Raw genomic sequence first — 12838 nt, forward strand, 5'->3', positions numbered from 1 at the left:
CGCGACGCCGCGCGCCGGCGGGCCGCTACTTCGCCGGCCGATCAGGCGCGGCGGCCATTTCGTCGGCCGGGTAGAGCTGCAGCATCGCGCGCGCGGCTTCGACGTTTTTCGTGTGCAGCCATTCGTCGTAGTCGGCCGGCCGCAGCATCACGACGCCGCGCTTCTCATCTTCGGGCCGGTGCATCAGCCTGAACAGCGGGTGTTCGTCGGCGTTGAGCGTGAGCATGGTCATGCCGATCAGGACGCGGCCGTCGTCGCCCTGGTAGCGTCGCCAGATGCCGGCGACACAGTAAGCGCTCCAGTCGGCCAGGCCGATTCGCTGCCACACGCACGGGCCGCGATCCCATCCGCCGCCAGCCTTCGGCGTCGCATGCGGATATGACGGCTCGACCACGTACTGCGCCGGGATGAGGCAGCGCTGCCCGTCGCGCCACGCGCGCTGATATAGGCGCTTCTCGGCAACCTGTTCGCCGCGCGCGTTGACGGTGTCGAACTTCTTCCGCTTCTTGCCGTTGTCGTCAAACTTGTCCGGCTGCATGAACTTCGGCCAGAAGCCGAACACGGCTTCGGTTACGGCCGAGCCGTCGCCGTCCGGAAGTACGGCCGGCGCCCGATAGTCGGGCCACACGTCGAGATCCCACGGCGCGCGGCGATACAGGTCGCCGATGCCGATCTTCAGCTCGTTGATGCCCGGATCTTCGTTCGGTGCCTTGTAGTTGGTGCACATCACTGCCCCCTTTTTCTGTCGGACTGGCGCGGTCGATTGCACCGTATCGGGAATCGATGCGCCCAGCTACACTGTATAAATATACAGGTGTTGGCGATGAGAAGCGAAGGGAAGGGCCACGCGATATTCATCCCGAAACTCGATGGCCCGTGCTGGACGTGCGAGCACTGGAGCGGGTATATCGCGGGCAGCGACCGGACGGCGGTGTGCTTTCAGCCGGGGTCGGAGCATGTGCGTGCGATCGCGGTTTCTGGCTGCGCCTTCTGGGTTCGTGCGATCGGGCTGGACGAGCTGACGGACGCGCAGTGTGATGGGTTCGTGCAGGAGTTCCAGCCGGAATACCCGTATCCGAAGCGCCCGCGCGCGTTGCGAAAATAACTTATAAAACTCTTGTGAAAACTTATAATAAAACTTATAATCTTTTACATGAACTCGATCAAATGGACCCCCAAAGCATTCAAGCAACTGCGCAAGCTGGATCACCAAATCCAGACGGTCATTCGAGACAGCGTGGGCACCTTGGAAGCTATGCCGAACTGCCATAACGTGAAGTCGCTGACGAATCACGAATATGAGTACCGGCTGAGGGTCGGGAACTACCGGGTTCTATTCAACTGGGACGGTGAGATCAAGGTAGTCGAAATCGAGGAGGTAAAGAAACGCGATGAACGCACGTACTAACATCCAAATCATCAACGGGCCGGACGGAGCGCCGGCCTTTGTGGTGATCCCCTACGCGGAATACATGGCGCAGCGCGACGAAGAACGCGACCTGATTCCGCACGCAGTCGTGAGCGCAACGGTCGATGGGGCGACGCCCCTGCGCGCGTGGCGCGAATATCTCGGGCTGACGCAGGCCGAAGTCGCGGCGCGACTCGGCATCAGCCAGTCCGCCTACGCTCAACAGGAGAGCAGCGAGAAGCTGCGCAAGTCGACGCGCGAGAAGATCGCCGCCGCGCTCGGCATCAGTGACGCGCAGCTCGACGTCTGACGCGCAGTCGACGAGCAGCAAAAAGCCGCCAGGTACTTCGGTGCCGGCGGCTTTTTTTACGTCTATGCCCTTGCGCAGCCTCGGCGTGCTCACGCGCCCTCTGAGCGGCCGGCCGCTTGCTCGTGTCTCGCAGGTGCGTCAGCACGCGGGCGGCCCGTGGCGGGGCTACTGGCGCGTGCCAGGTGCCATCCAAGGGCCGGATCAGCCCCCTTGAGAGGCCGGCGCAGCCCCGGCGCGCGCAGTTGTGACCCCGCCCCACCTGCCCGCAAAAATGAAAGTTTTTTATGCACTCATGCGCCAGGCGCTCAGGGCTGCCTGGCGCGGGCCGCGCTGCGATCGATGGGTCGATTCTTCTAGGCATTTTTATGCGCCTTGGTTATGCAGTCGCTGCACTTCTTGGCTTGCCCTTGGCTCGCTTCCCCATAATGGGCTGCTAGCACGACTACCGCTTCGTGCAAGAAGAACCTTGCCCCCGTGCGCCGGCCGACCAGGCGAGCGGCGTATTGGGAAATTCGGAGTTCGCGCCCTAATAGATGTTGCTAGTAGAGCGAGTTTTTCACCGATATTAATGAGTCAGGCGTCGATCTGGGCTGATTTTTCTGCAAGTGCGAGAAATTGTTTGCCAGAACCGTTTCTCCAAATCCTCAGTCGGAGGCGCAGTAATCTAAATTCCGATAATCTAAAATAAAGGAGCGGAAATGGTGCGAATTGCGCCTCTGGTTTTTTGGGCTCCCCGCTCTTTTCGAGCAATTCACGCAAATTAAGCACGGCCGCCGTTTGTTCGTTGCTTCCTTTGGTAATCGTATTTTCACTGAAACCAATATGGGCATGAGCAAAATCAATTTTATTATTTCTCGGGAGCGGAGCGTCCAGTATGATGAACTGCCGCGTGCCGTCTTTGCTCGAAAGTTCGCGAAGGGCCCGAGCATTAAACCGCGTAACGCCGCGAGCGATTTTTCCGGGGCGTTGCAATATGATATCGAAGACAAAAAATTTGAGTCGGCGAGGCGACGAGTATGGCTGCCTCGCCACGGATAGCGACCGAGCCGTCAGGTGTTTTTTCTGGAAGCCCTGTTTGCTAAACGCGCCGTCTGCCCAGTTATTCGGCTCTATGACGGCCAACAATATATCCTCTTTGTCTACGACTTCCCCTGGTGTTACTTTCGAGTGGTCAATCTGATATTCGTTGTTAGCGTCGGCCATCGCAAAAAAATCTAGGCAGTAAGATAACTCGTCAAATCGTCCGGGATTCCGCTGCCGGCGCACGCCTTGTAAGCACCGGCCACATATTTTCCGTTGCTGTAATAGGCGTAACCATAGTCGTCGCCGCCTTCAAACATGGCGGCCGCTTTCTTTTGACTATCTTTCCACTCCAGTGTCACGATTCCATCGAGATCGATCGACGCCTTCGGTAACGGTATCGCTTCCGGAAGTTCATTGATGAATACCAGAGCTTCAGGCACCGCACTTACAAGCAATTCTGTTGAATCATGATCGTCAAATTCGTCAAATTCAAGAAATTTGATAATTTGACGTTCGAGCAGCAATTTTTCGCTTTTGCGCGCTGCATGGTTGAGCGACTCGCTTTCTGAAATGCTGCTTGCTAATTCTGGGCTTGTGGCGAAAATTAGACCAGTGAACGTATTTGGTGTGACTGCGCTGTGCGTGATGTTTTCTGAATTGGTGAATTCAGGTGAAACGTATTGATCAATTGCTGCATCGGTGGCCGTTGAAAAATAGCGAATCGGTTTGCGATTGCCGGTCGCAGTCGCGTGAGCGCGTGAAAAGTTAAAGTCAAACACAGCTGCTGTCATTTTTTTTCCCTCGGACGCATTAGATCGACTAATTGACGCGTAACAAGGCTCTCAAACGCACCTCTAGCAGCAAGATTCGCTTGATCAAACCATGACAAAATGTTTCCGACCTGTATGTCTGCTGTTCGCTCCACTACCAACTGTAGCATGCAGCCAGGCGACTTGTTAATGTCCGCCTCAGCGACTTGCATCAAGATGTGTGAATCGGAAGGCGTGTTGATCGAAAATTTACTCTGCGCGTTTGTTGAAACAGCTGATGCAGAGGTATGAAGTCGGTCGAGAAAAGTATCCGGTAAAACGGATTTCAACCCTAAATATTCGGTCGTGAACTGGGAGTACGACCGGAAATTGTGTTGTTTCGTGAAGCCGTTCAGATATTTCAGTTGAATCGCGCGAAGCTTCAGAAAGCGTTCGGGGTTAGGAAACGACTGAAGCAGCGCTTGGACTGCCACTCGGACGGTGGGGGCAAAGTCGGGCCAGCCGGTATACTCTGGCCCCGACATGTTGACAGAAAAGACTCCCGGTCCCAATTGGATTTTGGGCCACTTGTCCGCAGCTGGTGCATAGCGAACAAGGGGCTGCCACGCAAATAGCTGCTTTGGCGCCTGGCTCGGGGCGAGTTCCTGTACATTTGCAAACCCCTGCGAGGCCAGACGGCCAGTCAGGTCCGCACGAACAACATCAAAAAATGGGTCAACAGCCGACCCTGGCGGCATCACGACAGGCGTGAGTTCCCATTGAAGTTCGCAAATCACCTCTACGAGCGAGGGGTTCTGATAGATGATGCCCATCGAAGTGGTCAGTTTTGTGTGTTATGACGATGCGTAGTGCAAGCATAGCAGGAAGATCTACGACCGGTGCAACGAAACCAGCAGTCGCAGGGGCGGTTTCCCGATCCTGCGCGATTGCTGCAGAGTCATGAAGTGATAGCAGCTTCGGCATCTTGTGCAACTCAACCCAGTAGACGCCGCCGCCCTTCAGGCACGACACCATGTCGCCTTCGAGCGCGAGCGGTTTGCCGAAGACGATGTTGGTCGATGTGCAGGCGAGTACCCGGCCGCCGTGGTCGGTCGTGTCGCCTTCGCGGATGAATGCCGAACTCATGCCGAATCGCCACGGGAAATCCGCGGCGACTGTAGCACGTGCTCCAGACGCAACTATCCTGTAAGAGTTACCGCGGCGAAATGATGAGAGGGGCACAGCGGGGAATGAAGTGCCGCAAACCGTTTCACGGAGCCTTGACCGAAGTACAGTGAAATTACAGTTTGGGTGGGCTTGGGTAGCCCTGATTGCCCTTGATTAGCCTTGGTTTTGCAAAGTGCGAGTTGCGCAAGGCATTGATTTGTAAGGGGTTGTGGTGCGCTGGTAAAACTCCGAAGGCAGTGTTTGGCGCGAACGACGCTCGCGCCTAGTTTCCCACTATTTTGGAACGAGATTCCGACTCCTAGACTCCCGGTACGTTCCGCCTCGTGCCTGAGTACGGACGGTTTCTTACCCCGGTCACGGTCCCCCTGTGGCCGGGCTTTTTTGCGTCCTTTCACCTCGGCGCGAGCCTGCAGGGCTGGATACCGGGTAACGAGGCGCGCCACTTCAATTTCTATCCTGTACTCTTCCGCCGTACCTCAAAAATTGCATGTCCCTAGATTTCATGACCAGTCCAGATGCACCCGTCAAAGAGCGGGCAACGATCGTATGCTGCGATGGCCCGCGCGTGCTGTTGGTCTCACGCGCAGCGTCACGATGGGCATTGCCCGGAGGCACGATAAAAGTCGGTGAATCGCCGCTTGACGCGGCTCATCGGGAACTGTCGGAGGAGACGGGATTGGTCGACCTGAACCTGACCTACGCCATGCACTTCGGCGGCCTCAGCAAGATGCATCACGTGTTTATCGGGGCGTTCGTCGCTGACCAGGAGCCGCAGCCGAGTAACGAAATTGCTCGATGCAAATGGTTCCGCCACGATGCGGTCGCCAATATCCGGGCGAGCATTCCTACGAAGAAAATCATCGAACTCGTGTTCAACGCCGAGCTGCGCGCGTAGCGCCGTTTTTCACGTTGCGGCACGCTCGCACGCAGCTATACTTCGGAGCACCTATTAGGGGCTAACCTGCAGCGAGGCGTAAATGGACAGCGCGTACACATATCGCGGATACACGATCGACGTCCGCTGCGAGTATCAGTTCAATCAGGCAAGAGCGGCCCTCACGACGAATCACGTCGAAGCGGGTTTCGTTGCTGTCGTGCAGGTTCGCGCGACGGCGGCGCCGTCGTTCTTTCTTACGCCGATTCGCCTGGCTGATGATCGCGGTATGCCATTCGTTGATGGCCTAGAAGCTCTGCGGGCTGGTCGTTCCGCAGGTGAAATCATCATTGACGATCTGCTCGTGGATGTGGAACGCGACAGTCTCGGCGCTCAGTGATGATGTTTTCGTCGCAGCTCGTGTATGGAGTACGCGACGAGGAAGATACCCATCATCGCGACCCCTGACGACAGAAAGTCGTTCAGAGTCCCCGTGCTGTTCAGGGCGCGCGGAAACAGGCCGAGGCTCAGTCCGACTACTGTAAGAATCACGCCTGCAGCGATTCCCCAAGCCGGACCGGCATTTTCGCTGGTTGAATTTTTCATATCGCCCTCGTGGAAAATCACTTCCCCGGCACTGGCGAGAAGCACTTTGCGTCTGGCAAGAGTGCTCGCATGCGCCTCTTCCCGCAGTGCTTCACAAGCATCCATCGAAGCTGTGTGGAGGGCAACTAGAGAAAAGGGGTGTCGCGTTTCCAATACTATGCGAGCCCTTGCCACATAAGGCTCTGGAGCATGTGAATTATCTGGGTTTGGAAACGTGGAAATACGATAAGCCCTTGTAATTTCGGAGAATTTCAAGTGCTTTGTAATCATCAGGTGGCGGGTTCGAGTCCTGCAGCCGGCACCACATTGAACGAAGGGCCGGGAGGCTTTCCTCCCGGCCCTTTGTCGTTTCTGTCCCATAAGGCGACAAACCCGACGCGGGTCGCGTGGCATACCCGCTTCCACGCATCGCATGTTCCGACGCAAGCATGCGGAATCTCTTTCACGACTTCGTGCCGTACGATCTCCGGTCGGCACGAGGTGTTGCCTGTCAGGAGCGGTGCATCGCTAAGCGATGTCGTTGCGTCGGAGCCAGTCTTCCAGGCAGTACCTGCATACCGATTCCCCGCTTTCGAGCAGGTGCAGGCTGCGCTCGCCCAATTCCATTCGATAAATGCCGCTGGAAAGATCGGTATCTTCACCGAGCAAGCGGCGAAGGAAGGCTTCGTCGAACCAGAATTCGTTTTCGGCTTTCGGCGAAACCACGACTACCTTGATCAGCCGACCGTGCGGCAGCGCGTCACCCCGATCGATCAAGGCTGCCATGGCCGGCGAGGTGCACGAGCCGAATCCAATCCCGTGGATGTCGCACCTGACGAGCGGGCCGCTCACCGTCGCATTGTCGGCGACGATCGCCGTGTCGAACGCGCGCGACACGGGCGTCGGTGAGTGCGGTTGCTCGCCTGACCGTACGAGCAGTTCATCCAGGCAATCCGGGCAAACGTGCTCGCACGCCTGGTCGAGCAACGCAATCTTTCTCAGCTCGGTGACGTGCTCGACCCCGTCGACATGGTTGGCGGTTACCGCATGCTCATCCAGATCCGCGCGCGTCATCCACGCAACATGACTGCGTTTGGGCCGATCCAGCGATACCCGCACCAATTCACCGGGCTCGAACTGGCCGCGCTCGCGAATCCGGTCGTCGATGCGTTTCGCTGCCACGGTGAATGGCCGGACGCCGTGCCTGGCGCACAACGTTGGAGACCTCATCTGTCGTTACCTCGTCATCGGTTATTTCCCACGCGGACCGACGCCCTGTCGGTTGAGGAATACCCACGCAGCCTTGCCCCGCGTCGGAACGTCGGCTCCCCCGGCGCTGAGCACGTCCATTACGTGCGTCATGCAACTATTGTTCAACACGTCATAGGCGCCATCTGATGTCTTCGCGCTACCTGCACGTATCTTGTCGCGCTGGAATTTCTGTGCCGCGCCGACGTCCGGTATATCGAAGGTAGCGCTGTTGACAGGTTCGCCTGGCGCGAGGCTACTGACGCGTATGATCCAGGTCTTGTCACCATTAATATCCTGTTCGGTATGCACGTTGCCGGTGCCGGATAGGGTCTTGACGGTGTAATGCCCGGTCCGACCACCGATATGGTTGTACCAGTAGATCACGCATTTGCCTCTCGCCAGCCCGAGCGGGTCGATGTAGGCGACAGGATTGGGCGCGTACTGGTACGTATTCACACCGCCGTGCAGTGCGATCGGGTCTTCGCTGATGAAGCGCCCGAGTTGCGGATCATAGTACCGGAGGCGGTTGTAATGCAGCCCGGTTTCGTCGTCGAACTGCTGGCCCTGGAATCGCAGCGGGTTGCGGGGCGTCGCACCGGCAGCCCGTGATGCCCGCGCAATGACTTCCTGTGCATGGCCCCAGGCTCGATAGGAAGCCTCCCACACCACTTCGCCGGCTTCGTCCGTGAGCATCAACGGTGTGCCGATCTGGTCGCAGTGATAGTAAAACACGCTGGCGTCGCCTTGACGGCGAGGATGACGCTGCAGCGCGTCGCTTTCCGGCGCGTATCGATTGGTATCGTCGTGCGTCGGCGTGGGCATGCCGATGCCCGAGCCCGAGAGGAACTGGACGACTGGCACTGACGTCCCCGGTTCGTACACGTAGTGCGTGCTGCGATTGCCGTCGGTCTCGTAGGCGAGCTGGTCGCCTTCCCAGCCGAATATGACGCGTTCGCCGTCGACTTCCTTCGCGATCCGGCGTCCCAGTGCGTCGTAGTAGTAACGCGCGTGGCTCTGACGGTTCTGAGTCGAGATGCGGGCCGCCGTCAGGCGGCCGAACGCGTCCCATTCATAGTGCCGTTCACCGCTCGGTGAGCGGGCATGAACGAGGTTGCCGCGTGGGTCGTACGCGAAGCGTGTGCCGGCGTACTCGGTCAGCAGATTGCCCAGCGCACGCGGTACGTTCGCCGGTAGCGTGTTGTCCGGTCGTACGGGGCTGGCACCTGGCGACGGGCGGGGCGTGGCCGACCGATCCGGATTGGCGAAATTTCCGGCCGCGTCGAACGCGAAGCGCTCCGAACCGGCCGGCCCGGATGATTCGACAAGGCGTCCGGCCGGATCGTAACGATAGCCGATGATGCCCTTGAGGCTGTCCTCGATCTCGACCGCCTGACCCGCGGCGTCGTAGCGATAGCTGCGGGCGGCGAACGGGGCCGGTGCCTGGTTGCGCTGCACCGATCGTCGGGCCAGTCGGCCGGCCGGATCAAATGCAGTGAATTGACTGACGCGGCTCGACAGCGTGCGTACCGTTTCGCGATGCAGGTCGTCGCGCTCGAACTGCAAGTGCTCCTTGCCGTCGAGCAGCATCCCGTGCACGTGTCCCGATCCATAGGTGAGCCAGTCGATCGAATGACCGTCCGGGCGAATGGTCCGTACGCGGTTGCCCAGCTCGTCATATTCGTGATGCCACACGTAACTGCGCGCTTCGCCGAACAACGTGTACGCATGGTGCTCGCGAACCAGATTGCCGACCGGATCAAAGAAGCGCTGCACGCGGCTATGGCGGTTGGTTGCGTCGATCCATCTGCCGCTCGCATCGAAGACGAAGCGCTCGGAATCGTCGCCGGCCGCGCGGGCATTCGGCCGGCCGGCGCGATCGTGTTCGAGCGTCACGACTTGCCCGGCATCGTCGATAGACTGCAGCAGGCCGTCCGTTTCTCCGTACGTGTAACGGATCGTTCGTCCGTCGAATCCCGTTTCCCGAACGATCCGGCCCAGCGCGTCGTACTCGAAACCGTACGTTGCGGATTGCGCGTTGACCACGGCAGTGACGTGACCCAGTCCGTCATAGCGGTACGTAGTCGCGTGCCCCAATGGATCGGTCCGACGCACGATCCGGCCTGCGGCGTCATAGTCGAAACGAGTCGCGTTGTTCAGGGGATCGACATGAGCAAGCAACCGTCCTTCGGCGTCGTAGCTGACGCGCTCGATTCCCGCTGGCGTCCTGATCTCGATCGGTCGGCCGTTTTCGCCATAAGCAAATGTCGTCACGGCGCCTGACGCATCCTGCTCGGAGGCCAGCCGTCCGTCGGCGTCGTAGGTCAACGCGGTGGATTTGCCGGAACAGTCCGTCCGGGACGTCAGGCGACCCGCGGTGTCGTAGGTGAGCGAAACGACGCCACCCTTCGCATCCTTGATTGCCGTGACGTTACCTTGCCCGTCGTAGCTGTATTCGGTTCGGTGACCGAGCGGATCGATGCGAGCGGCGACCTGTCCGGCCGCATCGTGCTCCTGTTTCCAGACATGGCCGTGCGGATCGGTTACGCCGACGAGACGCATGTCGTCGTCATAGGTCATGGCGATCGTGCTGCCGTCCGCCCGCACGTGCTCGACGAGATTGCCGCGTGCGTCGTAACGCATGTGCTCGACGCTGCCGTCGCGATGGATGTATTGCGTCAGGTTGTCATGCTCGTCGCGATACAGCCATTCCTCGCTGCCGTCGGGGTGAATGACCCGGAACGTGTAGCCCTTGATGTCGTAGTAATGGCGCGACACGTTGCCGAGCGCATCGGTGACGGACACCATCCGGAAGTCGGGGTGCCAGGCAAGCGAGACCGCGTGGCTTCCGTCGTCCGCCCGCTCGCGGATGCATTTCGCCTTGGGTCCCGATCCGTCCCATTCGAGATGCATGCCGCGTCCGGTTCGATCCGTATAGTACGTAACCAGATGATTGGCGTAGCGATACGAGCGGGTATTGCCGTAGCGATCGGCGGCCGCGACGAGGTCGCCTTCCCGGTCGTACGTGTACGTCGCCAGCGTGCCCAGTCGCACGCCGTCTGCGTCGTGGTGGACGATCTCCACGATGCGGCCGTGTGCGTCATGCCGGAATGCGACGAGGGCATGCGGCGCAATGATTCGGGACAGGCGTCCCGGTGCATCGTAGTCGAGCGTGAGCTGATTGCCGGTCAGGTCCTTGACGAATGCGAGTCGGAACCTGTCGCCGTGCCTTTCGTACACTTCGACGAGTTCGGGGCCGCGCGTGAGTGTCAGCCATTGGTCGTCGACGCGAAGCAGGGTGAGGCTTTCGGCGAGGTCGTCCTTCGCCTCACCCGGGGCCAGCAGCGGGTAATCGAGACTCCGGCCGTCGGCGCCGTGGTAGACGAGCTTCGTGGCGTGAATGTCGAAGCGCGATGTGTAGGGCGTGATCCAGCGCGCACCGAGTTCGCCCCGCTCGTCGTAGGCGTCGAAGAAAGACCGGTAGGTCCGTTGCCAGGTGATCGATAACGGGCCATCGAGCACGAAATCGTCATGCTCGATCCGTTCATCGCCGAGCGCGAATCCAATCGAGCCCACGCTGCGCTCTGGTGTCGTCGGCACGGGGCACCCGCGCTTGCAGTCGCCGGCACCGGGATGCTCCGCCGGTGCCGAGTGATTCATGACTTCGTTGCGGGCTTGCGGTCGCTGTGCCACGACACGGGCCTGTCCGCGGGACGGGATGCCCGTCATGTGCTTCTTCGGATTGACCTGACGCCAGCGCATGACGCCCTGTTCGCCGACCTCGATCAACCAGCCGATCTTGCCGATCTCGTTGCCGTCGAGGCTGCGAACATACTTCATCGTGGCCGGGATTTTTGCCCGCAGCTCGTTCGAGATCTTCAGCAGATCCTTGCTGGCGGCCGGATCGATGAATTTGGCGGTTTTGGTCGCGACGTTGGCGACGCCCTTTACTTCGATCTTCGCGAAGTCGACGATGAACTGGCCTGCACCATGGAACACCTTCTTCGCGTCGTACGACGTGAATCCGGCCTTGATGTCCTTTGCGTGGCGCTCGGCTGCTCGCAGGTTGCCGTCCACCTCGAAGCCTTTTTCGCCGGCGGCCTGAGCGAAGAGATCGGCAAAAGCGGTCATCAATTTGCCGATGTATTCCGCGCATTTGTGGAGCAGATCCGAGAGCCCCGCTTTCAGGTGCTTGATGAAGTTCTCGATCTCGCCGGCGAAGCGTTCGTTCAGGCTCGTCGCGATCGCGCCGATCACGGCGTCCCGCAACATGTACGCGGATGATTCCAGCACGGCCTTGCCGCTTTTCGCGACTTCCTGGCGAATGATCTTCAGCAGCGGCCGGGCGGCAACCCGTATTTCCGCGGTGCCGGGTGGCAACGGCACGACGCCGATCAGATCCAGTCCGAGATTGGTCCAGTCGAATACGTCGACAGGTTTGCTGCCATGCTCGATCATCGCCTTGATATCGAGCACGACGTCGACCGCGGCAAAGATGTTGGCGAGAATCGGTATGCCGGATGCCACCATCTTGAGGCGTTCGGCATTGACCAGTCCGCCACTGATGTTGACCAGCCATGCATCGATCACCTTGATCGATGCATCGACGTCAATGGGTTGGATTCTGTTGAGCGGCGACACGAAAACGTCGGTCGGCTTGGGAAGAAGGGCGCCCGAATCGGCCATGATGTTTTTTTCCGAAGGAGTTGGACGAGACGGTGCTTACGTCAGTTTGAGCACGGGGGCTGCGTTGCGCGCCGTCTGCGCCAGACTGCTGAGCTGCCTGGCGGTTGCGGTGAGCTGGCTCGCCTGTGACAACGCGGCTTGCGCGGCGGCCGGCAGTTGCCCGACGATGGCCTGCTGCGCGATACCGGAGGCCTGGCTGGCGATAGCGCTGGCCAGGGCGGGGGCGCCCTGCATGGCCTGGCCGGCGATTCCCGCCAATGGGCCGGCGGCGTTCGCGAGACCGGCTGCATTCGTCAACGCGCCGGCACCGGCTGCACTTGCTGCCGCGGGCAGCAAGCCGCCCAGTTGATCTTTGGCAATCGTCGCGTCGGCGGCGCCATTCTGCTGCGGCTGCGCTGGCCAGCGTTCAACGGGGAAGAGGCTGGCATCCTGGCCCTGATCGCGCGGATCATGGCCGAACTTCACTTGAGCCGCACCGGCTGGCAGTCCACTCACGACCATGTGACCGCTGTTGTCGAGCGCGCCGCTCCTGAGCAAGCCGCCGCTTGCGTCGAATACGGAGAACGTGCCGCCTTTCACTGGTTGGCCGTTGGCGTAACGATGCAGCAACTCCAGCTGCCCCGGCTGATCCGGCCGCGGGCTCGGCAGCGGATACCCCATGCTCGCCGGCCCCGCGAACGTATGCGACGCACCCTTGATATCGATTTTCCCGGGCGCATGAACCTCGACGTTGCCATCCTTGATCCGGATGTATGCTCCGCCGCTCG

General features: G+C 59.8%; 14 protein-coding genes. 5 read left to right on the forward strand and 9 right to left on the reverse strand.

Translation table 11 applies throughout. The features are described from left to right. Positions 1-25: 25 nt before the first annotated feature. Entirely contained in the window at positions 26-727 is a 702-nt protein-coding gene (locus QZM35_RS32955; protein ID WP_301777525.1) for an SOS response-associated peptidase family protein, read from the reverse strand. A 96-nt stretch (positions 728-823) separates the two neighbouring features. On the opposite strand from QZM35_RS32955, the gene QZM35_RS32960 reads away from it, so the two are divergent. The 3 genes from QZM35_RS32960 to QZM35_RS32970 are packed head-to-tail and all read left to right on the forward strand — an operon-like array spanning position 824 to position 1718. After that, on the forward strand, positions 824-1105 hold the full coding sequence (locus QZM35_RS32960; RefSeq protein ID WP_301777526.1) for a hypothetical protein: 282 nt from the start codon (positions 824-826) through the stop codon (positions 1103-1105). Positions 1106-1153: 48 nt separating this feature from the next. After that, positions 1154-1408, forward strand: coding sequence for a type II toxin-antitoxin system RelE/ParE family toxin (locus tag QZM35_RS32965; protein WP_301777527.1), 255 nt, complete (start codon positions 1154-1156; stop codon positions 1406-1408). Beyond that, entirely contained in the window at positions 1392-1718 is a 327-nt protein-coding gene (locus tag QZM35_RS32970) for a helix-turn-helix domain-containing protein (protein WP_301777528.1), read from the forward strand. Before QZM35_RS32965 ends, QZM35_RS32970 begins: the two co-directional genes overlap by 17 nt. A 573-nt stretch (positions 1719-2291) precedes the next feature. Here QZM35_RS32970 and QZM35_RS32975 read toward each other — a convergent pair. The 4 genes from QZM35_RS32975 to QZM35_RS32990 are packed head-to-tail and all read right to left on the reverse strand — an operon-like array spanning position 2292 to position 4636. Further along, positions 2292-2921 (reverse strand): hypothetical protein, encoded by a 630-nt coding sequence (locus tag QZM35_RS32975; RefSeq protein ID WP_301777529.1) that lies wholly within the window; start codon positions 2919-2921, stop codon positions 2292-2294. 11 nt (positions 2922-2932) lie between these two features. Beyond that, a complete protein-coding gene (locus tag QZM35_RS32980; protein WP_301777530.1) occupies positions 2933-3532 on the reverse strand; it encodes a hypothetical protein in 600 nt (199 codons plus the stop codon). After that, positions 3529-4323: a TIGR04255 family protein gene (locus tag QZM35_RS32985; protein ID WP_301777531.1), complete on the reverse strand. Its 795-nt coding sequence runs from the start codon at positions 4321-4323 to the stop codon at positions 3529-3531. The genes QZM35_RS32980 and QZM35_RS32985 overlap by 4 nt, the downstream gene beginning before the upstream one ends. Next, entirely contained in the window at positions 4226-4636 is a 411-nt protein-coding gene (locus tag QZM35_RS32990) for a PAAR domain-containing protein (protein ID WP_301777532.1), read from the reverse strand. The genes QZM35_RS32985 and QZM35_RS32990 overlap by 98 nt, the downstream gene beginning before the upstream one ends. A 544-nt stretch (positions 4637-5180) precedes the next feature. Between QZM35_RS32990 and QZM35_RS32995 the strand changes: the two genes are divergently transcribed. Next, entirely contained in the window at positions 5181-5573 is a 393-nt protein-coding gene (locus tag QZM35_RS32995) for an NUDIX hydrolase (RefSeq protein ID WP_222907631.1), read from the forward strand. An 82-nt stretch (positions 5574-5655) separates the two neighbouring features. After that, positions 5656-5952 carry a hydrogenase maturation factor gene (locus tag QZM35_RS33000; RefSeq protein WP_222907630.1) on the forward strand — a complete coding sequence of 99 codons (297 nt, stop codon included), beginning with the start codon at positions 5656-5658 and terminating at the stop codon, positions 5950-5952. Here QZM35_RS33000 and QZM35_RS33005 read toward each other — a convergent pair. From QZM35_RS33005 to QZM35_RS33020, 4 genes are all read right to left on the reverse strand, one after another. Beyond that, the gene (locus tag QZM35_RS33005) at positions 5946-6158 is read right to left on the reverse strand and encodes a hypothetical protein (protein WP_222907671.1); all 213 of its coding nucleotides are present in this window, start codon (positions 6156-6158) and stop codon (positions 5946-5948) included. The genes QZM35_RS33000 and QZM35_RS33005 overlap by 7 nt on opposite strands. A gap of 507 nt (positions 6159-6665) precedes the next feature. Then, positions 6666-7319 (reverse strand): hypothetical protein, encoded by a 654-nt coding sequence (locus QZM35_RS33010; RefSeq protein ID WP_089430521.1) that lies wholly within the window; start codon positions 7317-7319, stop codon positions 6666-6668. A 69-nt stretch (positions 7320-7388) separates the two neighbouring features. Further along, complete coding sequence (locus QZM35_RS33015) at positions 7389-12071, reverse strand: RHS repeat-associated core domain-containing protein (RefSeq protein WP_089424348.1); 4683 nt, start codon at positions 12069-12071, stop codon at positions 7389-7391. Positions 12072-12107: 36 nt separating this feature from the next. Next, positions 12108-12838 (reverse strand): DUF2345 domain-containing protein (locus QZM35_RS33020; protein ID WP_301777533.1); only part of this gene is annotated, 731 nt, incomplete at its 5' end.

Origin of the sequence: Burkholderia sp. AU45274, from assembly GCF_030482505.1 — a bacterium.
In the GTDB taxonomy this organism is placed as follows: domain Bacteria; phylum Pseudomonadota; class Gammaproteobacteria; order Burkholderiales; family Burkholderiaceae; genus Burkholderia.